Below are 21,447 nucleotides of genomic sequence, written 5' to 3' on the forward strand. Positions count from 1 at the left end.
CCTGCGGCGCTGTCCCTGCCCGCCCACCACCGAGGAACCCGTTGGAGACCCCGACCCGAGCGTCGGGCCCAAGCCATGCCCACTCAACGACCAGGGGCCGACCGCACCAATCCTCCGCCATCACCCCAGCTCAACCACTCGAAGCGAAACGGGGAGGCTAGAGCACTTTCTGATGCATGGTCAAGCATCGGATCTGTCGGGGACGTAATGGACGAACGCCCCCGACAGGACGCAGGTACTGGGCTGTTGACTAATTCGCATTAGTTGCTTAGCGTCCCGAAGGGTCACCTCGAACCGTCTCGTGCTTTCGTCAGGAAGTTCCTGGTCAGGGGCGTGATGTTTGCCGAGCGTGGCCGATCTCCTCCTCCCGGGGCTTGCCCTTTCCGTGTCCAGGGGGTGGTCGCGGCGGTGCGTCCGACAGTCACGAGTGGAAAGCGGGGCCGTCGCAGCGTGAATGAGAAAGCCCCTGCGTCAGTAAACCTGGTGGCATGTCCTCGTGGCGGATGGCTATGGGAGTCCGGCGGAGTACGCCGCCCTGGGAATGGCTCAAGGTGGCGCCCGGGTCGGCGTCATCCCCATCAAGATGTTCCCCGAGGGCCTGTCTCCGGAGATGCCCGACCTGCTCATGGACTCCACACCGTACGAGGAAGGGCCCGTTCTCTTCTCCACTGCGCCCTGGAGCCTGAGCTCGGGCCCTGCGCGGGGACCGGGCACTTCGTGCACACCATGTGGGAGTCGAGCGAACCGCCCGCCGACTGGCCCCGCAAGCTGAACCGCGCCCGCGCGGTCGTCGTACCGGCCCGCTTCGTCGCCGACGTGTGCCGCCCCAACGGCATGACCGTTCCCGTCGGAGTGATCCCGAGGGTGTCGACCCCGAGCTGTGCCCGTGGAGCGGCCGCCCCGTCGGCGAGGGCGTGACGACCTTGATCGTGGGCGCGGTGCTGCCGCGCGAGCGCGCCTCCGAGGCGATCGCCCCCTGGCAACCGGCCTTCGAGGGCTACCCGGACGCGCGACCGACGTCGTTCGAGTAGTCCTCGCCCTGGATCCGACCTGATCGAACTGGGGTCGGAGAGGGCTCACCCTCGCTTGCGAGGTGCCTTGCTTCGTGGGACTGATGCGGGTGCGGGAACTCCCGTCATTCCAGGCCGGCAGGCATTTCTGCTCATTCCTTCGTTCAGTGGCCGACCGTCGCACGGTGGGTCCAGGCTCAGATCCTCCTGTGTTTCTTATGGGTTTCCTGTGCCTTGTGGTCTCTCTGTTGCCTGGGGCCGCCGTGCATACGTACGTTCCGGATGACGTCGGCGGTCAAGTGCGGCGTGAACGAACCGAAGAGCGACCGGGCGGGGGCTCTCGGTCGCGTGACCGGCCTTCCTGCCACGCGGGCGAGGCGGTCGGCCCGTCCATGCTCCACCTACCGGTGAGGTAACTTCCGATGTATCGAATCCGTGCTGCCGTTCTGTGTCTCCTGTTCTCTTCTTCGGTTGCCGCCTGCACGGCGGGAGCCGATTCACAAGGAGTGGATCAGGCGGACAGATCGGAAAGCACGTACCAAATTGACGTCTGGGCTGACAACTGGATGGCGGTCCACGTCGATGGTTCACCCGTCGGAGAGGACTCGGTGCCGATCACGACCGAACGCTCCTTCAATTCCGAGACGTTCACGTTCACGGCCACGGCTCCATTCACGGTCGCGATCGAGGCGAAGGACTACAAGGAGACGGATTCGGGGCTCGAGTACATCGGCACGGGAAAGCAGCAGATGGGCGACGGCGGCCTGATCGCACAGATCACGAACACCGAGAACGGGGAAGTCGTCGCGGTGACGGACTCCTCCTGGTCCGCGCTGGTCGTGCAACGCGCCCCGCTCAACACCGCGTGCGAGCAGAGCGACGACCCCACCACGTGCGAGTCCGAGACCATCGACACGCCGGAGAACTGGACGAGTGCCGACTTCGACAGCGCACCGTGGGCGTCGGCAACGGAGTGGACTGCCGACGAGGTCGGGCCGAAAGAGGGATACGCCGACGTCGACTGGGACGCCGGCGCCAAGCTGATCTGGGGTTCCGACCTCAAAGTGGACAACACAATCCTCTTCCGCAAGGAAGTCGGTGAGTGACGTGCCTCCACCGTGCCGCCGGTGAGGGGCAGGGCCCTGCAAGGTCGCGTTGTCCTGTGAGGTTGCTGGTCAGGGCAGGCCGATGGGGTCGAGGGGCCCGGGACTTGCAGGAGGCGTGGTGGAGGGCGGCGACGCTGCGGCGTGGACGGCCGGAGGCGATCCGCCGCGCCTCGGAACGCCGGTCCGATCTCGGCGCGGAAGCGACTCGATGAATGGATCTCGGCTCTCGCGGTTGCCGGCCTGCATGCCGCGGAGGCCGCTGACGCTGGCCTGGACCCGGTGGCGATACCGGGCGGAACCGACGAAGGGGAGCAGCGGCCTTGGGAGCCACCGAGTTCTGGACGTGACGGCCCGGCGGCTCGGTTGGCGGGTGAGTTTGAGATCCTTCTCCTCATGAGCACCCCACCAGACGGATTGCCTGTCTACCGAGTCTTGACCGGCCCGGACGACGCCGCGTTCTGCCGACGTGTGAGCGAAGCGATCGGACTTGGCTACGAACTGCACGAAGGCCCCGCCGTCACCTTCAACGGTGAGAACGTCATCGTCGCCCAGGCGTTGGTCTGGCCTGCACTGCCGTAACGCCTACGGGAGCAGCGGTGGCCGTGATCGGCCCGTGAAGTGAGAAGAGAGCAATCGCCGACCCCGAGCTGTGCGGTCACCTCGCCGTCGAGGCCGCTCGGGCAGACGCTGGAAAGCCGCAGGCCGGTTCCGGCCTGGAGGTCGGCTGTGACCTTCCTCGTCGGGAAGGCGGCGGGACGGGTGGCCGCTCCACGGCGCCCTGTGCGAGGGGGTGAGCCGGCGTCTGAGGCCACGGGGGAGGAGCCGGTGGGTGACCGGACCGTCGCAGCCTGTGCGTCCCGAATGCGGGGGACGGACCAAACGGCGGTGACGCTCGCCCCTGTCGCGACGTCGACGGCGAACCCGGCGGCGCTGTGGGGCGTGCCCGCGCACCGCGGTGGCGCGCCGCGGATTGCCGGAACGCCATACGGCGAACGTTGCCGGTGGCGGGCCTCGGGGGCCCTGGGCGGAGCCGGGTGCGCGTCGCCTGTTCGTACGCGTCGTCCGGCGTTGCCGGCCTGGACGAAGACCCCGCCGGAGCCGGTGCCGTGGGGCGCCGGCTCCGGCGGAGTCTTCCGGCCGTGTGGGTCAGTGGCCGTCGCCGGCCTCGACCGCGAACCGCTGGGTGAACGTCTTTCCACCGTCCCGGGACTCGTAGACGCCGCTCTGTGTGGCGGCGAGGATGTGACGGTCGTCGATCGCGGTGAGTGCCTGGGCCTGTCCGCCGGGAACGGTGCCCGCCTGCTGCCAGGTGGCGCCACCGTCGCCGCTGCGGCTGAGCCCGCCCGCGTCGTCGATCCCGTACAGAGCCCCGGACTCCGGCCATGAGAGGAACGCCATAGCCGGCTGCCGGCCCTTGGCGAAGGTCCTGCCGCCGTCGGTGCTCTGTGCGACGCCGTCGACGGTGGTGGCGAGGACGGTGTCCGGGCTGTCCGGGCTGACGGCGATGTCCAGTGCCTGGAGGCGGGCGCGGTCGTCCCAGGCCGTTCCGTCCTTGCTGATGCGCAGCAGGGCGTTGGTGCTGTCGTAGCCGTAGATGGTGCCGTGGGCGTATTCGAGGGCGTGGAAGTCGACCTCGCCGGACAGGGAGCGGGTCTTCCAGGTCTTGCCGGAATCGGTGCTCTCGATCAGGCCGAGGTTGGCGGGGCCGCCGGTACCGGTGGCGGGGTGGCCGCTGGCCAGGAACGTCCCCGCCTCGGCGACGGTGAATCCCATGAAATCGTCCGCGCTTGCGCTGACCCGCTCGGCCGCGCCGTCCTTGCCCGGCGTGAAGAGGCCTTCGTGGGTGGCGACGTAGAGCCGGCCGTCGGCGGGGTCCGTGCCCAGCCCGTGGACGTGGCCGTGCAGCGAAGCGGACGTCTCCCCGGCAGTGGTGCCGGTGCCCGTGCCGCTGTCGCCGGCGCAGGCGGTCAGTACGAGTCCGAGGGCGAGGGCCGCGGTGGCGGCCAGGGGGCGTTTGGGAATGCTGAGCTTCATCTTCTTCTTGTCCTGCCGAGGGATGGGGCGAGTAGGGCGCGCGCACGCTGTCCGGGCCTTGCGCGAAGGCTCGGACAGTGTGGAGCACGGCGTGGATCAGAGCCGGTCGAGGATGCTCCGCATCTGTACTACCTCGGCGGACTGGTTCTTGACGACCTCGTCGGCGAGCTTCCTGGCGGCGGCGTTGCGGCGCTTGGCTGCGGTCAACTTGGTTGTGGTCATGTTCCGGCCTCGTGGTGTCGATCGTGCGTGTGGATGCGTAGGCGTGACGGCAGGGCAGAGCCGATGGCCCCCTGCGCGGGAGATTCGGCCTAGATCCGCAGAATCGACAGTTGGGCGAGGTCGGGAGCTCTCGGGGGATCGGGGCGCGCGGCTGCGAGAACCCTGGTGGCGAGGCTCGCGAACAGGACGCGTCGCCCCACGAACACGGTGTGCAACAGTGCGGCCAGAGCCCAGGAGCCGAGGACGGCCAGACACAGCGAGGCCATGTCCAGCGCCGTACCGGGTACGTCCGCCGGTGCGGGGCCGATGGCCTGCTCCGGTCCGGCGGCCGCGTCCGCAGTGCGCGGAGCCGGAGGCAGCCCCGTGTCGGGGACGGCGTCCGCGCCGCGGCCGTGGCCGGGAATCCCGGCCATGCTCGTCATGTGCGAGGGGGAGGCCGTCCCCGTCGCGGAGCCGTCAGCGGGGTGACCCACGGTGTGCATGATGAACACGCCGAGTGCCAGCACCACGACGAGCAGGAGACGCGCTGCGACGCCCATTGCCCGTGTGTACTGCTGCACCTTTACGTTCACCTCCGCAGTCGAAGATAGCCGAGGCTCCGGGATCCGCGCTGCGGCGGCCGGTTCGTCAGCGGCTCCGGCCCGACCGGACCGATCCCACGCGGCCGGCGGGCGTGGCGGGCGACAGCGGGGGCGCGGCCGGGATCAGCCCGTACGGTGGTGGCCGTGCCCGGGAGTCCCCGCCGCCGGGCATCGTCTCCTTCCGTCCCCGGCACCGCCCACCGCCGCCTTGCCACCCCTGGGGGGAGGCGTAGCTTCGGATTCAGGAGCCCGGGTGATGCTGCGGCCGGCACCGCTGAACGACCGGCCCGCGGAGGGAGGACGTCATGAGCGCCGCGGATATCGGGGTCGTGGCTGGGGCGGTCGCGCTGATCGCGTTCCTGGCCTGGTACTTCTTCGGTTCGAAGAAGTCGAGCCGGGCCGTGCTCAGAGACGGCTTCCAGGAGATCGGCGTCACGGTCAAGGGCAGCTACGCGCCGGACCTGATCCGGGTCCGCCAAGGGGTACTGGTTCGGATGGTCTTCGACCGACAGGAGGCGGGGGACTGCACCTCCCGGGTGCTCTTCCCCGACTTCCGGATCGCCGCCTCGCTCCCGGCGTTCGCCACGACCGTGGTGGAGTTCACCCCGGACCGGCCGGGCCGGTTCGGCTTCGTGTGCGGGATGAGCATGGTGCACGGAACGTTGCTCGTCGAGCCGAGCGACGGCGAGATCCCGGCGCCCGCCGCCGGCGCCGCCGAGGAGGAGCGGGCTCCGCTCGCGCGGCCCCAGGCGGGCGCCGCGGAGCGGGAGGACGCCGAGGCGGCCGCGCGGCGAGCGGAGATCGCCGATCTGACGCGGCGTGTCACCGTCGGGGCAGTGCTGTCGCTGCCGGTCGTGGTGGCCGTCATGCTGCACGAGGTGTTCGGTGTGGACGTGCCCGGCCTGCTGCTCAACCGGTGGTGGCAGTTCGCGCTGATCACGCCGGTGATGTTCTACACCGGGTGGCCGATCCACCGCACCGGCTGGCTCGCCCTGCGTAACCGCACCGCCGAGATGAACGCGCTGATCACGCTGGGCACGTCGGCGGCGTACGGCTACAGCGTGCTGGTCACCGTGGCGCCGGGACTGCTGCCCGTGGGCGTGCGCGAGGTGTACTACGAGGCGGTCGGCGTCATCCTCACCCTGATCCTGCTCGGCCGCCTCTTCGAGGCGAAGGCCAAGGCGGGCACCGGGCAGGCGATCCGTGAACTGCTGAACCTGCAGGCGAAGACCGCCCGGGTGGTGCGGGACGGCGCGGAGGTGGAGGTGCCCGTCGAGCAGGTCGCCGCCGGGGACGTCGTCGCCGTCCGCCCCGGGGAGAAGGTCCCGGTGGACGGGGTGATCGTGGACGGCCGATCCACGCTGGACGAGTCCATGGTGACGGGGGAGTCGATCCCGGTGACCAAGAGCGCGGGTGACGAGGTCGTGGGCGCGACCATCAACCAGACCGGGGCCTTCCGCTTCCGGGCGACCAAGGTCGGCGCGGACACGGTGCTCGCCCAGATCGTCCGGCTGGTGCAGCAGGCGCAGGCATCCAGGGCACCCATCCAGCGGATCGCCGACCTGGTCGCGAGTTACTTCGTACCGGTGGTGGTGTTCATCGCCGTCGCCTCGTTCACCGTGTGGTTCCTCGTCGGGCCTGCCCCGGCGCTGACCCTCGGGCTGGTGGCCGCCGTGGCGGTGCTGATCATCGCCTGCCCGTGCGCGCTGGGCCTGGCGACCCCGCTGTCGATCATGGTGGGCACCGGGAAGGGAGCCCAGGCGGGGATCCTGATCCGCTCCGCCGAGGCGCTGGAGACCGCCCAGCGGCTGGACGTGGTCGTGCTGGACAAGACCGGTACCGTCACCCGGGGGCGGCCCGAGCTGACCGACGTACTCGCCGCCGAGGGCACCGCCGAGGACGAGATCTTGCGCCTGGTCGCCTCGGCCGAGCACTCCTCCGAGCATCCTCTGGGCCAGGCGATCGTCTCCGGTGCCACCGGCCGTGGCATCGCCCTGGCCCGGGTCGGCGAGTTCGACTCGGTCACCGGACACGGCATCACCGCCGTCGTCGACGGCCGCCGGGTGCTGGTGGGCAAGGAAGCGCTCCTGTCCGACCAGGGCATCGACACGGCTGGCCTGTCGGCGGAGGCGGACCGGTTGGCGGCAGAGGGCAAGACAGCCGTGTACGCCGCCGCCGACGGCCGGCCGCTGGGGCTGGTCGCCGTCGCGGACACGGTCAAGGAGGACTCGGCCGCCGCCGTCACCGCGCTGAAGCGGCTCGGCCTGGAGGTCGTGATGATCACCGGGGACAACGCGCGGACCGCCGAGGCCATCGCGGCCGAGGTCGGCATCGACCGGGTGCTGGCCGAGGTGCTGCCCGAGCACAAGGCGGACGAGATCCGCCGCCTCCAGGAGGAGGGCAAGCGCGTCGGCATGGTGGGCGACGGCATCAACGACGCCCCGGCGCTCGCCCAGGCGGACGTCGGGTTCGCCATCGGCACCGGCACCGATGTCGCCATCGAGGCGGCCGACATCACACTGATCTCCGGGTCCTTGGGCGGTGTGGTCAGCGCGGTGACGCTGAGCCGGGCCACGATGCGCAACATCCGCCAGAACCTGTTCCTCGCGTTCGTCTACAACACCGCGGGCATCCCCGTCGCGGCCGGTGTGCTCTACCCGTTCACCGGCTGGTTGCTCAGCCCGATCGTCGCGGCCGCGGCGATGGCGCTGTCCTCGCTCTCGGTGGTGGGCAACGCCAACCGGCTGCGCCGCTTCGCCCCCGGCCCGCTCCCCGGCGCCCCGCCCGCACGGGCCGAGGCCGAGGCCCCGGCTCACGTGGCCGCATGAGCGGATCCACACGGGAGGAAGGCGGACTGCTGATGGCGACGGTGCGGGTCGCCGACGACGAGGTGAAACCGCGCGGCCTGCCGCGCGACTACCCGGAGCGCGACGGCTGCACGGTCGCTGGAGGCGGGCGACGGCCGCCGTGCCCTCGACCTCGCCACCGCGGCCCACCCCGATCCGGTCGTCCTCGACCTGGGCCTGCGGGGCGTGTCCGGCGAGGAGGTGGCCCGGCTGCTGCGCGAGGGCGGCGACGTGCCGATCGTGATGCTCACCGCCGGGGCGAGCGAGAACGACCGGGTGACGGGGCTGCGCCTGGGCGCCGACGACTACGTGGTCAAGCCGTTCCGCCCGCGCGAACTGGTCGCCCCATGTCGCCGACGACCTGGCCGGCGGCCGACGCGACCGGCGCGCGAGCGGCACCGGCGGCCGGGATCCGAGGAGGAGGGACATGGACGCGAACGCCTGGGACGAGCGGTACAGGGTGTCGGAACGCGTGTGGCCGGCCGAGCCCAACAGATGGGTGGTCAGGGAGGCATCCGGGCTGGCCCCCGGCCGGGCCCTGGACCTGGCCGCGGGGGAGGGGCGCAACGCCCTGTGGCTGGCCGGCCGCGGCTGGCGCGTGGACGCCGTCGACTTCTCCCCGGTCGCCGTCCGGCGTATCGCCGACGCGGCGGACGGCCGGCAGGCGCAGGTGCGGGCCGAGGTCGCCGACGTCACCCGGTACACCGCCGAAGAGGCCGCGTACGACCTGGTCCTCCTGTCCTACCTCCAACTCCCCCGGCAGGACATGGCGGGGGTCCTGGAAACCGCGTGCAGGGCCGCACGGCCCGGGGGAACGCTGCTCCTCGTCGGTCACGACGTCGCCAACCTCGCCCAGGGGACGGGCGGGCCGCAGGATCCGCGGGTGCTCTCCAGCGTGGAGCAGGTCAGGGCGGCGTGGGAACGGTGCGCCGATGTCGTCGTGGCCGAGGTCGCACGCCGCCCGGTGGGGCAGGAGGAGGCACTGGACACGGTGGTCCGCGCCGTCCGCCGGTGAGGTCGACCGGCGGTCTCCGCGCGCCCTGCCGCCTGACCGCCGGCGAGGCACCCTGCACGACGGCGCTCGCCGGGTTCGTGCCACCGGCCCGGCGCCGGCGGTGCCGGCGCCGGGCGGACGCGTCCCCGCCCACGGGCGGCGGGGGACCGGCTGCGGCGGTGGCCTTGGACGGGCCGTCGTCGCGGGACCTGGCGCGCTGAGGGCGCGGCCGTCATGCGCCGGCGGCCTTGAGGGAGGCGAGGGCCGCGTCGAGACGGCGGGTGGCCTCACGCGCGACGGGTGCCATGGCGTCCAGGCCGGTGAGGGAGACCATGGCGCCGGGGTCGAGGGCCTGCACGACGACCTGGTCGCCGTCGGCCCGGACGACGACGTTGCAGGGCAGCAGGAGCCCGACGGAACGGTCGGCCTCCAGGGCCTGGCGTGCCAGGGGCGGGTTGCAGGCACCGAGGATCAGGTACCGCTCCATGTCGTGGTCGAGCCTGGCCTTGAGCGTCGCCTGTACGTCGATCTCGGTCAGGACGCCGAAGCCCTGCTCGGCCAAGGCCTGCCGGACGGCCTGCTGCACCTGCTCGAACGGTGCCTTCAGCGTCACGGTCCGTTCGTAGGACACGGTCCTCCACCTCGTTTCCGGTACGGCCGGGGTACCCGGCGGTTGCGCTGCACATGTGACGTCCGCCACTCGGGGAAATATACCCCCGGGGGTAAGAGTGTTAGGGTGGGTGTCATACCCCTGGGGGTAATTTCCATGCGAAAGGAGTATCCCGGTGTTCTTCGTTGACACGATCGAGCTCGAGGGCCTGGGCAACCGCAGCTACCTCGCCGGCGGCGAGCGGGCGGCGGTGGCGGTGGACCCACCCCGTGACGTCGACCAGGTGCTCGCCGCGGCCGCCCGGCGGGGAGTGCGCATATCCCATGTGGTGGAGACGCACCTCCACAACGACTACGTCACCGGCGGCCTGGAACTCGCACGCATCACCGGAGCCGCCTATCTCGTGCCGGCCGGCGCGCGGGTCTCGTTCACCCGGACCCCGGTCGTCGACGGCGACACCGTCGACATCGACACGGACCTGACCCTGACGGCCGTCGCGACGCCCGGGCACACGCCCCATCACACCGCTTACGTCCTCCGAGTGGAGGGGCACCCGGTCGCCGCGTTCACCGGCGGCTCCCTGCTCATCGGCACGGTGGGCCGTCCGGATCTCGTCGAGCCCCGCCTGACCGAACAGCTGGCCCGCGCGCAGCACGCCTCCGCGCACCGCCTCGCCGACGCCCTGCCGGATGACACGGCGGTTCTGCCCACGCACGGGTTCGGCAGCTTCTGCTCGTCCGCGCAGGCCGACGGCGACGCCACGACCATCGGCAAGGAGAAGGCCGCCAACACGGCTCTCACCGCCGATGTGGAGACCTTCGTCGCCGACCTGCTCGCAGGACTCGAGGACGTGCCCGCCTACTACGCCCACATGGGTCCGGCCAACGCCGCCGGCCCCGCCCCCGTCGACCTGACCCCGCCCGCGGTCGCCGACCCGGCCGAGATCGCCGCACGGCTCGCGGCCGGAGAGTGGGTGGTGGACCTGCGGAACCGGATCGCGTTCGCCGAGGGCCACGTCGCCGGTTCGTTCAACTTCGAGGCGGACGGCAAGCTCGCCACCTACCTCGCCTGGATGATCCCGTGGGGCAAGCCGGTCACCCTGCTCGCCGACACGGCCGGGCAATTGGCCGCCGCTCAGCGGGAACTGGTGCGCGTCGGCATCGACCGCCCGGCCGCCGCCGCGACCGGCGGTCCCGGTGACTGGCTCCGCGCCGGCGAGAGCCCCGCGTCCTTCCCCCGTGCCACGTTCGCGGAACTGGCCGAGCGGGACGGGCAGGGCGGGAACGGGATCGTCGTGCTCGACGTGCGCCGCGACTCCGAGCGCGCCGAAGGCCGGATAGCGGGATCGGTCCACATCCCGATCCACCAGCTGCACCGCCGCCTCGGTGAGGTGCCCGACGGCACGGTCTGGGTGCACTGCGCCGGCGGCATGCGCGCCGGTATCGCCGCCTCGCTGCTGGACGCCGCCGGACGGCGGGTGGTGGCCGTGGACGACGGCTTCGACGCCGCCGCCGAGGCCGGGCTGACCGTCGTCACCGGCTGAACCGGGCGGGGCCCGGCGGCCCGGCACGCCCCAACAGGGCACCTGGGCAGGGCGCCTGAGCAAGAAGACCGCACAAGAAGACCGCACAAGAAGACCGCACAAGAAGACCGCACAAGAAGGCCGCACAAGAAGCAAGAAGGCCGAGAGAAGGGTGAAGTGGAGACGATGTTCCTCTTCCGTAGGAGCGCACCGCGCCTGTCCGTGGACGAGGCCCGTACCCGCACCAGTGGGGACCGGCCGGAAGCCGTCCTGCTGGACGTGCGGGAGAAGCCCGAGTGGCAGGCCGGGCACGCCCCGGGTGCCGTGCATGCCCCGCTGACCCGGCTGGCCGCGGGCGCGGCGCTGCCCGCCTCCGCGCAGAGCCGTCCGCTGGTGGTGATCTGCCGGAGCGGACACCGCTCGCAGCAGGCCGCGAAGCTCCTCACGGAACGGGGTGCGGACGCGACGGACGTCGAGGGCGGCATGAACGCGTGGGCCGCCGCCGGATTCCCGGTGGTCGACCATCGCGGGAACAGCGGCTCGATAGCGTGAGCACCCTGGTCCTCGCCCTGATCGCCGGGGCCGTCATCGGCCTGGCCCTCGGCGCCCTCGGCGGCGGTGGCAGTGTGCTCGCGGTCCCCGCGCTGATCTACCTGCTGGGGTTCTCGCCCGCGTCGGCGACCACCGCGAGCCTGATCATCGTCGCCGCGACCTCGGCCACAGCCCTCTACGCCCACGCGCGAGACGGCAACGTCGTCTGGAAGACCGGGACGCTGTTCGCGGCTGCGGGCATCCTGCCGGCGTTCCTCGCCGGAGCGGTTGCGGGTCGCCTCCCGGCAGAGGTGCTCACCGCCGCCTTCGCGGTCATCGCCGCGCTGGCCGCCCTGCGCATGCTGCGACCCGCGAACTCCCCGCCGCCGGAGCGGATACGTCCCGCCAGGGCGGCGGGAGCGGGGGCCGGGCTGGGAGCCGTGACGGGCTTCCTCGGCGTGGGCGGCGGGTTCCTCGCCGTCCCGGCCCTGGTGGGGGTCCTCGGTCTGCGGATGAAGCAGGCCGTGGGCACGAGCCTGCTGGTCATCACCGTCAATTCGCTGGCCGCGCTCACCGCGCGGACCGGAACCGGCGGGGACCTGCGCTGGGAGGTGATCGCCCCGTTCACCGGAGCCGCGGTCCTCGGTGCCTGGGACGGGAAACGCCTTGCCGCGAAGATCACCGGCCAGGCCCTGCAACGGGCCTTCGCCTTCGTCCTACTGGGTGTGGCGGCCTTCATGCTCGTCGACGTGGTCGTCTGAGCGCGGGCCGCCGCGCCTCCGGGCGGCTGAGGACGACTCAGGCCAGCGAGAGGAAGAGCTTCTCCAGCCGGCCGCGCATCTCGTCGCGGTCCTCACCGGAGCGGCTGCCGTCCTCCGTCTCGGTCAGGCACTGCTGCAGCCCCGTGGCGATGATCGCGAACCCGGCCCGGTCCAGCGCGCGGGACGCGGCAGCCAGCTGGGTGACGACCTCCTCGCAGTCCCTGCCCTCCTCGATCATCCGGATCACTCCGGAGATCTGGCCCTGTGCCCGGCGCAGCCGGTTCAGGACCGCCTTCAGCTCCGCTCCCGCCAGATCAAGTTCCATCATCACTCCTCACTAAATACCCCCAGGGGTAAGATACTCCCCTCGTCGGGGGCACTGCTGACAGAAAGGATGACATCCGCCATGGTCACGCCCACCACCCTCGGTCCCGGCGAAGCCCGCACCCGGCTGCACGAACTGACCGTCATCGACGTACGCACCCCGGGTGAGTACGCCGGCGGCCACCTGCCCGGCGCACGGAACATCCCCCTCGACCACATCCAGCGGGCCCTGCCCGACATCCGCCACGCGGCCGACCGCGGCGACGTCCTCGTCGTCTGCGCTTCCGGCGCCCGCTCGGAGAACGCCTGCCGCATCCTCGCCGAGAACGGCATCGCCACCGCCACGCTCTCCGGCGGCACCGGTGCCTGGGCTGCCGACGGCCATGACCTGCACCGTCCCCAGGGCGCCACTCGCGCCACCTGGGGCATGGAACGACAAGTCCGCCTCACCGCCGGCGCCTTCGTCCTCCTCGGCCTCCTCCTCGGCCTCCTCGTCCATCCCGCATTCCAGATCCTGTCGGCGGGCATCGCCGCCGGACTGGTCTACTCCGCCCTCACCAACACCTGCGGCATGGCCGCCATGCTCGCCAAGCTCCCCCACAACCGCCCCCGCGCCGCCGAGCTCGACCACACCCTGGCCCGACTCCGCGACCGCTGAGCCGGGGAGAGGTGGGGACCCGGCTCGCCGGGTTCCCACCCCCTCTCTTCCGGAGGGCCCGAGGCCCTGACTGCGTCCCCCGCGCGTCGACAGCTCCTGAGCACCGGGGGTCGTGCGGCCCGGCCGAGTGCGGCAGGGCGGCGGAGGACGCCCGGAGCTTGGTGGGGACCGCGGGCACGGGGCACGCGCTGCCGGGCCCGGTGCGCCGGCCGCTCGCCGATGCCGTGCTCCGGCGCGTGCACCGGCAGCGGTGGGCGGCGCGGCCGCCACCGGACGTGCGGGTCAGTCGGCCATGTCGAACCGGGGCTCGCCGGTCCGGGTGCGCTTGACCTCATGGAAGCCCGGAACAGCGGCCATCAGCACGAAACCGTCCCACAGCCGTCCGGCCGCCTCCCCGGTGGGCGCGGGGGAGACGACCGGACCGAAGAAGCCGACACGTTGGCCACCGGGACCGGCAACCGAGATCACCGGGGTGCCGATGTCACCGCCGGCCAGGGCGACGGCCTGCGCGTGCGAGGACCGGATCACCTCGTCGTGGGCGGTGGACTCGGCGGCCTCCGCGATCTCCTCCGGCAGCCCGGCATCCGCCAGCACCGCGGTGAGGTTCCCCCAGTCCCCCTGGAGGTGGAAGCGGGTGCCCATCGCCGTGAAGAGGTCGCCGAGCGCCTGCTGGCCGAACCGCTCCTCCACGGCGGCGCACACCCGCACCGGAGCCCACATGTAGTCCTCCCAGTCGCCCTCGGGGTTGTCGTCCCGGTGCTCGTTGAGCACCGAAAGACTCATCACCCGCCAGCGGACGTCCACCGGCCGGACCTTGGTGACCTCCACCATCCACCGCGAGGCGATCCACGTGTACGGGCACACGGGGTCGAACCAGAAGTCGACGGCCCGCAGTTCGGTCATGATCGGCTCCTCGCACGGTCGCGTTCTGTCGGCGCCGGCCCTGCGACTCCGGTCACGGCTCACCGAGCCGGCGGCACGTGCTCCGGTACTCGGGCCAGTCCCGATGGTCCCTGACCTTGCCGTCGACGACGCGCAGCGAAGGGATCCGCTCAACCGTGAAGCGGCGGCCGGTGGGTGCGAAGCCCGCCAGCGGTCCGATGCGCCGGCCGCAGAGTGCCGGGGACGCCCGGACCCAGTCGCCCCGCTCCTCGACTCGACGTCCTCCAGATGCGCGACGCGCGTCCTCGGGGAAGGTCATCCGCGGCCAGGCTACCGCCATCGCGAACGCCTCGGGCCCTTTCCCGAACTCGTGCTCGATCGTGGCCCGATTCAGGTGCTCCGGGTCGAAGAGTGCGTGGACGTCGCCGGTCCTGCCCGTGTTGTACGCCCGGATCATCCGTCTTACGGCTTCGATGCTCTGACTCATCGTCATGCCTTCGGGTCTCGGCGTGCTCGTCGCCGACGAGCATCGCGACACCGCCGACGCGCCGCGGCACGTCGGCGCCTGAGCCGGAGACCGGGGCGTCGGATCCCCGGCCCGGCACCGGCACCGACAAGCCCGCCGCGGGCCGACGGGCAGCCCGTGAACAGGGACGCCCCCGGGGCGGCGCCGGGACCGAGACGGTGCACAACCGAATCGCCGTGCTGCGGGTGGAGCGCGCCATCACCCGCAGGCAGCTCGCCGATGCCCTCGGGGTGCACTACCAGACGGTGGGCCATCTGGAGCGCGGTGAGTACAGCCCAGCCTGTACCTGGCCCTGCGGATCGCGGAGTACTTCGAGGTCCCGGTCGAGGTGATCTTCTCGACCACCCCGTTCCCCCGGATCGGGAGCACCCCACCCTCCGAGTGAGGGATGCCGTGGCCGCGCGGGCGTCGATTCCCCCGCGGCCACGGCGCGCCGGACACCGGGCGGTCGGATGCCGGATGCCGTGGAGACGGTGCGCGTATCGGCGGAGCAGGTGTCGGGCAGGTGCTGCCGGCCCGCCCCATGTCCGCGGTCCGGCAGGGCGTCGGGTCGGTTTGCCGCGGGTTCGGTGGCCGCTGCGCCGTCGTCGGGGGCGGCGGAGGGCCGCCCGGCCGGACCGGACGGTTGTGCCCGGCCGTCCCCGACCGGGAAGATGAGTTTATGACAACCCGTCAGTTCGAGCCGGCGCGCGTGTTCCACGCCGGAGCGGTGTCCGCGCCCGCACGGGCCGGAGCCGGCGGCGTCACGACGGGTGCCGTGCCGCAGGCGGCGACCTGCGTGCCGCAGACCCGGTGCGGCCACCCCGGCTGCGCCCGGCGTCGGCCCGCACGGGCCGTGGTCTCCCGTGGTGCAGACGTCCCCCGCCGTCCCCCCAGAGAAGGGCCAAGACATGTCCGCACCACGTGAAGCAGCACGGTTCGGCATGCTCTGCGTGAGCCTGACGGCGGTCGTCGCGGCCACGGTCGCGTCCCCCGCCGCATACGCGGACGACTCCCCGACCGCGCCCCTCACCGGCACCTTCGACGTGCTGACCTACAACATCGCCGGACTTCCCGAACCCCTGTCGGGCAGTCGGCCCGCGCGGAACACGAAGGAGATATCCAAGAGGATCAACGCCTACGACGTCGTGAACGTCCAGGAGGACTTCGCCTACCACGCCGACCTCGTCAAGTACGACGAGCACCGCTACCGGACACCTCCGTCGGTTCCCTCGTGGGTGCCGGTGCCCGGTGTGCCCTTCTCGGACGGTCTCAACACGCTGTCCGCTTTCAAGCTCAGGAAACTCGACCGGGTGACGTGGAACCGGTGCACCAACGCCGACTGCCTCACGCCGAAGGGCTTCACGTACCTGCGGCTGGAACTTCCCGGCGGGCGGTCGCTCGACCTGTACAACGCGCACATGAACGCGGGTTCCGGCACGGAGGAGATGCTGCGCGCCCGCCGTGACAACGTCCGCCAGCTGTCCGGCTACATCAAGAAGCACTCCGCCGGGAGGGCCGTCATCGTCAGCGGTGACACGAACAGCCGATACACGAGGTCCGGCGACGTCATCCGCGAACTGCGGGACGGCAACGGGCTCACCGACGCCTGGGTCCAGCTGGTCAGGGGTGGCTCGACGCCCGGAGTCGACGACTCGGCACCCACGTGCAAGGAGTCCACCGCGTGCGAGCTCCTCGACAAGATCTTCTACCGCAGCGGTCCGGGGCTGACGCTGGAAGCGGTCCGCTACGGCAACGAGTACGAGCGGTTCCTCGACGGCAAGGGGAAGCCGCTGTCCGACCACAATCCGCCGTCCGTCACGTTCACCTTCACCGCGGACGGCGACGACGGCTGACGCCCGCGCCTCCTTCCGGGCGGCGCGTACCCGGCGATCCGCCGGAGCGGACTGCGCGAGAACCGGGGAGGGGCACTGGCGCCCTTCCCCGGCTCCGGGGCGTGTTGGGAACGTCCCCGGAGCCCCTGCGGGCGGACCGGGCCACTCTCGCGACAGCCCTCAGAAGACGAGCACGCCGACCGCGAACACGGACAGGGACACCGCCACGCACACGCAGACCAACGCGATGCGGTTCCGCCACGCGACGGACCTACGGTAGTGAGCCAGGAACCGGGCCGTCTCCCGTAGGTCCCGCTCGAAGCTGTCGGAGCTCCGTCCGCCGTCCCTCATGGCCGGCCCCCCGTCCGTCATCGCGTCCCGCCTCGTCACGCTTCTTCGGCCCCGGTCGCCGGCACCGGCCGGTGACCCCTGTCGAACCGGGCTGGTCACGCTATGCCTGCCCGGCTCAGGAGGTCAAGCCGTGCGCATCCCGTGTGCAGGGCCTGCCGGCAGGCCCGGTGACCTGGGTCTGCGGCGCGGCCGCACCTGGGCCGGACAGCCGCAGGGGCTTGCCGTGCGGGCGGTCAGCTCGCCGCGTCGGCGGCGCGCCGGGGGAGCTTCCAGCCGGGTCGGGGGAAGTGGCAGGTGTAGCCGTCCGGGTACCGCTCCAGGTAATCCTGGTGCTCCGGCTCCGCCTCCCAGAAGTCGCCCGCGGGCTCCACCTCGGTCACCACCGGGCCCGGCCACAACCCGCTCGCCTCGACATCGGCGATGGTGTCGACCGCGACGCGCTGCTGCGCCTCGTCCGTGTAGTAGATCGCGGAGCGGTAGCTGCGGCCGATGTCGTTGCCTTGGCGGTCCTTGGTGGTCGGGTCGTGGATCTGGAAGAAGAACTCCAGCAGATCCCGGTAGCTCGTCGCGCCGGGGTCGTAGACGATCTCGATCGCCTCGGCATGGTCCCCGTGGTTCCGGTACGTGGCGTCGGGGGTGTCGCCCCCGGTGTAGCCGACCCGGGTCGCCAGCACGCCCGGCTGCCTGCGGATGAGGTCCTGCATCCCCCAGAAGCAGCCGCCCGCCAGAACGGCCTTCTCGGTTCGGGCAGTCATGTCCCACTTCCTTTCTGTCCGGTCCCCAGTCTCCTCCGGCCGGTGTGTCCTGTGCGAACGGGGGTGTCCCGTGGCGCCTGGTGCCGCCCGGACCCCGGTCCACGCGAGGGCCGTCCCACGGTCGTCGTCCCGCCGTCCGTCGGCGGGCGCGGCAGGGGCCTTCGCCACCCTGCTCCCGCGCTCGTCCCCACGCCGGGCCCGTGTCCTCCGGCATGGTGAGTTGCACGGTCGGTTCGGACACCGCGACCGGGCGTCCGGGCGCGGTGCCCGCGTGGTGGGAACGGCGGCCCAGGACCCCTCCCGAGGTCCACTCCCGTCGCGATGCCGACGCCGTCCGCGCAGGTTTCACTTCATGATCTGAAGTCACCTCTCCAGGAAAAGGGCACTGGATTGCGCCCTAGTGCCGCAGACTGGGTACATGGATTCAATATCTGAACTCGAATTACCGAATCGGCAGTTGATTGTTCCACTTGTCGTCGCTGCGGTGGTGGCGGCGTTGTTCTCGGCCGGCGCGGCCCGGGCGGCGCCGGCAGCGGCCCCGGGAGGCGAACCGGCTCCCGGATGCGTCCGGTACGCGGCGAGCTGGCGCTACACCCATGTCGGCAACGGCTGCGACACCGCGCACCGGCTGACGGTCGAGTACGCCGACGGCACCGACGTACCGTGCCGTGAGGCGCAGCCCGGGACGACGGTCACGTTCCCCGGGTACGGCACCGGCGGCAACGCCGTGCTGGGGGTGCGGCTCTGCCCGTCGCCGTCCGGCTGACCCCCTCCCGCGAGGCCCCGCGGCGGCACCGGTCGGCCGCTCACCGGCGTCGCCGGCGCGTCTGACCGCCACCGTAGGGTGGCGCCCCATGGACAGACGATTCCGCGTGGGCGAGGCCATCGTCCGCAGAGAGATGCTGGACGGGCGCGAATGGCTGGTCCACCCCGTGCGGGTGGCCGGTGACGACGAGCACGCGCTCGCCGTGTACCTGGCCCAGGGCACGCCCCTCACCTTCGGGCAGGGGGACTTCCGCTGGGGCCCGCACCCCTGGCGCGAGTTCCCGCACGTGTGGCAGTCGAGCGGTGTGCTCCAACTCCAGCGCCCGGGCGAGGGGTACGCGGTGTGGGGCCGCTGGGAGGGCGGTGGACTGAGGGAGTGGTACGTCAACTTCCAGGCGCCGTACACCCGTACGGCGCATGGGTTCGACACGCTCGACCATGAACTGGACCTCGTCATTCCGGGCGACGGTTCCCCGTATCGGTGGAAGGATGTCGAGCATTTCGAGGAGCGCGTGCGCACGGGCGGTTTCACGCCCGGGGAGGCGGCCGCCGTGCGGGCGGCCGCCTCCCGCGTCGCCGGTCTCGTCGAGCGCGGTGAGTGCTGGTGGGAGCGGTGGCGGGAGTGGACACCGCCCGCCGGATGGGACGTCCCCGCACCCGTCGCCCTGACGGACGGCGGCTCCCCGGGCGCGCTCTGAGGGCCGCCGCGCCCCGGCCGCACCGGCGCGCTCGGCGGCCCCGCCCGGCACGACCGCCCGGACCACGGCACGACCGCCCGTACCAGGAGGGAAGCCCGGAACAGGGGGGTCCCGGGGTTCGCGTTGCGCCCGGCACCCGGGGACGGCAGCATGGTGGGGCGGCCCGTGGGACGGGCCACCCGCCGATGAACCGGCGGCGACCGCCGGGACCACCGGCGTACAGGCGGTGCGGCGATTCCTCCCAGATCAGCCGGTCACTCCGGGAACGGCTGAGCGGGCGCCCCGGGCGCCACGGAAGTCCGAGCGACTCCACCACGAGACCGATCAGCGTTCTTGCACGAGACGGATCTGCCACTCGGGTACACCGGCGGCGTCGGCGCGGAGACGGCCGATGCGGGCCGCGGCGCGTTGCACGGCGCCCGGCCTCGTCCGGTACGGCGGCCATGTCGGGCGGCGAAGCACCGAACAACGACGTGTCCGTTCACTCATCGCTCCGGACGAAGCTGGGAGTGAGCCATGACGACTGGGACCGCGTTGCACTGGATCGACGGCACCTGGGTGGGTCCGGGCGGCCGTGGCGGCGCCGGCATCCGTCCGGCGCTGGGGGAGCGGGGCACGCATCGACGCGCCGGCGACGGGCAGGAGATGGCGGCTCGGGCGCTCGCGGCGGCCCGGCGGGCCTTCGGCGAGACCCGCTGGAAGGACGACCGGCATCTGCGTGCGAGGACCCTGCACGAGATGGCGGACGTGTTCGCCGCGCACATCGGGCAGTTGACCGAGGCACTGGCCCAGGCGGACGGAAGGCCGAGGCAGCACGCGCGCTTCGAGGCGGAGGCGGTGCCGTCGCGGCTGCGCTACTTCGCCTCGCTCGTGCGCACCGGTCACGGGCGCGCCCTCGAAGTCGCCCCGGGGAACTGCTCCCTCGTCCTGCGGCGCCCGCGCGGTGTGGCCGGAATCGTCGTGCCGGGCCGGTCACCGGTCGTCCTGCTCATCTGTTCCCTGGCTCCGGCACTGGCGGCCGGTACGACCAGCGTGGTGCGGATGCCGGGGCAGACCGCCCGCGTCAACGCCCTGGTCTTCGGGATGTTCTCCGAGGTCGAGTCCCTGCCGCGCGGCGTCGTCAACGGGTTCACGGAGGACGACGGCGCGGGTGCCCGGTACCTGGTCGCCGCGGCCGATGTGCCGTGCGCTCTGGACGGGACCGCCGGGGAGGCGTCGGCGATGGAGGACTTCATCGAGTGCGAGCGTGTGACGATCACTCCGGGAACCATCCAGCGCTAGGCCCCTGTACTCCCGAAGCTGCCGCGAAGTGACAAGTAGCTCTCTGCGGCCGGTCCGACGGCCTGTTGTCCCGGTTTCTCGCGTTCTGGCCCTGACTCTGTTGTGCTCGCGTCACCTTGGTCGCGTTGTGGTGATCAAGGAGAGGCGCCGGGCGGGCTTCGTAGCGGCGGCGCAGTCTGCGGCATCAGGCGAGCCAGGACATCGTGCGGTCGATGGTCCAGCGGTGGCGGCCCAGCCGGGCCGAGGGCTCGATGCCTTTGCAATGCGATGCGATGAGTGCACGTCAGGAAAATCTATCGCCGCGGCGGAGGCGGGGGTCACCTCGCCGGAGGATCTGCGGACGTCTGCCAGGGTTGGCGCCCATCTTCTTGGCGCGAACATGCCTAGAAAGTTGACGGTGCCGGTACTGGTCCGGCTCGGGCGAGATGCGCCCTGGCACGGGTGATGGCGTTACCAGGGCAGTTGCTCTCTGCCGAGGAAGAAACCGCCAGTGGGGCCGTCGGGTGGGCAGCAGGTCAGCCACAGCAGGGAATCAGCCGCCTGGTCAGCGGAGAGCGCTGGCGTGCCGCGAGTCATCCGGGTGTCCACGCCACCGCCCGGGCTAGCGGCGTTCACCTTGATGTTCTCGTCCTCGGTCTCGGCTGCCAGGATGCGGGTCAGTGCGTTGAGGGCGGCTTTGGATATCCGATAGGCGGGACAGTCCGCTTCCATTCGTTCCAGGGAGCCCAGGCAACTGGTGACATTGACGATCCGGCCGTAGTCGTGGACCCGCATCAGGGCGATGGCTGCCTGAGCGCAGCGCCAGGCGCCGAACAGGTTCGTCTCCAAGGTGGCGCGTGCGGCCTCCATGTCGATGGTGGTCGCCCGCAGGTGCCAGTCGATGGCTATGCCGGCGTTGTTGACCAGTGCATCCAGGCGCCCGTAGTTGCGTTCGACGTCGGCGAACAGCTGGCAGACGCTGGCGGGGTCGGTGACGTCAAGCGTGTGCGCCATGACCTCGGTGTCCCGTCGCAGTCGCGCGGCTGCCGACCGGGCGTCTTGCTCGCTGCGCCCCGTGACAACCACAGCATGATCACCGGTGCGGGCCAGCGCGCGGCCGATGGCCAAGCCCAGGCCGCGGTTCGATCCGGTGACCACAGCGACGCGCGGGGTGACCGAGGAGCGGTTCACAGATCC

General features: G+C 71.7%; 23 protein-coding genes and 2 pseudogenes. 15 read left to right on the forward strand and 10 right to left on the reverse strand.

All coding sequences use genetic code 11. The annotated features are described in order from the left end of the window. The first annotated feature begins 717 nt into the window (after positions 1-717). From QMZ92_RS27905 to QMZ92_RS27915, 3 genes are all read left to right on the forward strand, one after another. On the forward strand, positions 718-918 hold the full coding sequence (locus QMZ92_RS27905) for a hypothetical protein (protein ID WP_283300274.1): 201 nt from the start codon (positions 718-720) through the stop codon (positions 916-918). A gap of 700 nt (positions 919-1,618) precedes the next feature. Further along, on the forward strand, positions 1,619-2,116 hold the full coding sequence (locus QMZ92_RS27910; protein WP_283300275.1) for a hypothetical protein: 498 nt from the start codon (positions 1,619-1,621) through the stop codon (positions 2,114-2,116). 393 nt (positions 2,117-2,509) lie between these two features. Continuing rightward, a complete protein-coding gene (locus QMZ92_RS27915) occupies positions 2,510-2,695 on the forward strand; it encodes a DUF1737 domain-containing protein (protein ID WP_283300276.1) in 186 nt (61 codons plus the stop codon). A 567-nt stretch (positions 2,696-3,262) separates the two neighbouring features. On the opposite strand, the gene QMZ92_RS27920 is transcribed toward QMZ92_RS27915, so the two are convergent. From QMZ92_RS27920 to QMZ92_RS27930, 3 genes are all read right to left on the reverse strand, one after another. Further along, positions 3,263-4,150 carry a F510_1955 family glycosylhydrolase gene (locus QMZ92_RS27920; RefSeq protein WP_283300277.1) on the reverse strand — a complete coding sequence of 296 codons (888 nt, stop codon included), beginning with the start codon at positions 4,148-4,150 and terminating at the stop codon, positions 3,263-3,265. A gap of 96 nt (positions 4,151-4,246) precedes the next feature. After that, on the reverse strand, positions 4,247-4,372 hold the full coding sequence (locus QMZ92_RS27925) for a hypothetical protein (RefSeq protein ID WP_283300278.1): 126 nt from the start codon (positions 4,370-4,372) through the stop codon (positions 4,247-4,249). Positions 4,373-4,461: 89 nt separating this feature from the next. Then, positions 4,462-4,911, reverse strand: a complete 450-nt coding sequence (locus tag QMZ92_RS27930; protein WP_283300279.1) for a DUF6153 family protein — start codon at positions 4,909-4,911, stop codon at positions 4,462-4,464. Positions 4,912-5,258: 347 nt separating this feature from the next. On the opposite strand from QMZ92_RS27930, the gene QMZ92_RS27935 reads away from it, so the two are divergent. The 3 genes and pseudogenes from QMZ92_RS27935 (at position 5,259) to QMZ92_RS27945 (ending at position 8,814) form a co-directional block, all read left to right on the forward strand. Continuing rightward, on the forward strand, positions 5,259-7,781 hold the full coding sequence (locus QMZ92_RS27935; protein ID WP_283300280.1) for a heavy metal translocating P-type ATPase: 2,523 nt from the start codon (positions 5,259-5,261) through the stop codon (positions 7,779-7,781). 117 nt (positions 7,782-7,898) lie between these two features. After that, a pseudogene (locus QMZ92_RS36540) lies at positions 7,899-8,084 on the forward strand (response regulator); the annotation flags it as partial. A gap of 142 nt (positions 8,085-8,226) precedes the next feature. Beyond that, entirely contained in the window at positions 8,227-8,814 is a 588-nt protein-coding gene (locus tag QMZ92_RS27945; RefSeq protein WP_283300281.1) for a class I SAM-dependent methyltransferase, read from the forward strand. Between the two features lie 211 nt (positions 8,815-9,025). Here the strand turns inward: QMZ92_RS27945 and QMZ92_RS27950 are convergent, their stop codons facing one another. Further along, positions 9,026-9,424, reverse strand: a complete 399-nt coding sequence (locus tag QMZ92_RS27950; RefSeq protein ID WP_283300282.1) for a DUF302 domain-containing protein — start codon at positions 9,422-9,424, stop codon at positions 9,026-9,028. Between the two features lie 154 nt (positions 9,425-9,578). Between QMZ92_RS27950 and QMZ92_RS27955 the strand changes: the two genes are divergently transcribed. From QMZ92_RS27955 to QMZ92_RS27965, 3 genes are all read left to right on the forward strand, one after another. Continuing rightward, positions 9,579-10,946: an MBL fold metallo-hydrolase gene (locus QMZ92_RS27955; RefSeq protein WP_283300283.1), complete on the forward strand. Its 1,368-nt coding sequence runs from the start codon at positions 9,579-9,581 to the stop codon at positions 10,944-10,946. 165 nt (positions 10,947-11,111) lie between these two features. Then, on the forward strand, positions 11,112-11,477 hold the full coding sequence (locus tag QMZ92_RS27960) for a rhodanese-like domain-containing protein (RefSeq protein WP_283300326.1): 366 nt from the start codon (positions 11,112-11,114) through the stop codon (positions 11,475-11,477). Continuing rightward, entirely contained in the window at positions 11,474-12,217 is a 744-nt protein-coding gene (locus tag QMZ92_RS27965; protein WP_283300285.1) for a sulfite exporter TauE/SafE family protein, read from the forward strand. Before QMZ92_RS27960 ends, QMZ92_RS27965 begins: the two co-directional genes overlap by 4 nt. Positions 12,218-12,254: 37 nt before the next feature. Here the strand turns inward: QMZ92_RS27965 and QMZ92_RS27970 are convergent, their stop codons facing one another. Beyond that, on the reverse strand, positions 12,255-12,542 hold the full coding sequence (locus QMZ92_RS27970; protein ID WP_283300327.1) for a metal-sensitive transcriptional regulator: 288 nt from the start codon (positions 12,540-12,542) through the stop codon (positions 12,255-12,257). A gap of 81 nt (positions 12,543-12,623) precedes the next feature. On the opposite strand from QMZ92_RS27970, the gene QMZ92_RS27975 reads away from it, so the two are divergent. Continuing rightward, positions 12,624-13,199, forward strand: a complete 576-nt coding sequence (locus QMZ92_RS27975) for a rhodanese-like domain-containing protein (RefSeq protein ID WP_283300286.1) — start codon at positions 12,624-12,626, stop codon at positions 13,197-13,199. A gap of 282 nt (positions 13,200-13,481) precedes the next feature. Here the strand turns inward: QMZ92_RS27975 and QMZ92_RS27980 are convergent, their stop codons facing one another. Further along, the gene (locus QMZ92_RS27980) at positions 13,482-14,102 is read right to left on the reverse strand and encodes a mycothiol-dependent nitroreductase Rv2466c family protein (RefSeq protein ID WP_283300287.1); all 621 of its coding nucleotides are present in this window, start codon (positions 14,100-14,102) and stop codon (positions 13,482-13,484) included. A gap of 52 nt (positions 14,103-14,154) precedes the next feature. Then, complete coding sequence (locus tag QMZ92_RS27985) at positions 14,155-14,568, reverse strand: ester cyclase (protein WP_283300288.1); 414 nt, start codon at positions 14,566-14,568, stop codon at positions 14,155-14,157. A 197-nt stretch (positions 14,569-14,765) separates the two neighbouring features. Here QMZ92_RS27985 and QMZ92_RS27990 point away from each other — a divergent pair. Beyond that, positions 14,766-14,992 (forward strand): annotated as a pseudogene (locus QMZ92_RS27990) (helix-turn-helix transcriptional regulator). Between the two features lie 505 nt (positions 14,993-15,497). After that, complete coding sequence (locus QMZ92_RS27995; RefSeq protein ID WP_283300289.1) at positions 15,498-16,442, forward strand: endonuclease/exonuclease/phosphatase family protein; 945 nt, start codon at positions 15,498-15,500, stop codon at positions 16,440-16,442. 159 nt (positions 16,443-16,601) lie between these two features. Here the strand turns inward: QMZ92_RS27995 and QMZ92_RS28000 are convergent, their stop codons facing one another. Next, positions 16,602-16,793 (reverse strand): hypothetical protein, encoded by a 192-nt coding sequence (locus tag QMZ92_RS28000; RefSeq protein ID WP_283300290.1) that lies wholly within the window; start codon positions 16,791-16,793, stop codon positions 16,602-16,604. Positions 16,794-17,005: 212 nt separating this feature from the next. Beyond that, on the reverse strand, positions 17,006-17,527 hold the full coding sequence (gene msrA, locus QMZ92_RS28005) for a peptide-methionine (S)-S-oxide reductase MsrA (protein WP_283300291.1): 522 nt from the start codon (positions 17,525-17,527) through the stop codon (positions 17,006-17,008). Between the two features lie 418 nt (positions 17,528-17,945). Between msrA and QMZ92_RS28010 the strand changes: the two genes are divergently transcribed. The 3 genes from QMZ92_RS28010 to QMZ92_RS28020 all read left to right on the forward strand — a co-directional run bounded on the left by QMZ92_RS28010 (position 17,946) and on the right by QMZ92_RS28020 (position 20,271). Further along, positions 17,946-18,293 (forward strand): alpha-amylase inhibitor, encoded by a 348-nt coding sequence (locus QMZ92_RS28010; RefSeq protein WP_283300292.1) that lies wholly within the window; start codon positions 17,946-17,948, stop codon positions 18,291-18,293. Between the two features lie 88 nt (positions 18,294-18,381). Beyond that, a complete protein-coding gene (locus tag QMZ92_RS28015; protein ID WP_283300293.1) occupies positions 18,382-18,990 on the forward strand; it encodes a ribonuclease FAU-1 family protein in 609 nt (202 codons plus the stop codon). Between the two features lie 516 nt (positions 18,991-19,506). Continuing rightward, positions 19,507-20,271: an aldehyde dehydrogenase family protein gene (locus tag QMZ92_RS28020; protein ID WP_283300294.1), complete on the forward strand. Its 765-nt coding sequence runs from the start codon at positions 19,507-19,509 to the stop codon at positions 20,269-20,271. A gap of 450 nt (positions 20,272-20,721) precedes the next feature. Here the strand turns inward: QMZ92_RS28020 and QMZ92_RS28025 are convergent, their stop codons facing one another. Beyond that, entirely contained in the window at positions 20,722-21,441 is a 720-nt protein-coding gene (locus QMZ92_RS28025; protein WP_283300295.1) for an SDR family NAD(P)-dependent oxidoreductase, read from the reverse strand. Positions 21,442-21,447 lie beyond the last annotated feature (6 nt).

This window comes from Streptomyces sp. HNM0645 (assembly GCF_030056615.1).
Taxonomy (GTDB): Bacteria; Actinomycetota; Actinomycetes; order Streptomycetales; family Streptomycetaceae; genus Streptomyces; species Streptomyces marianii.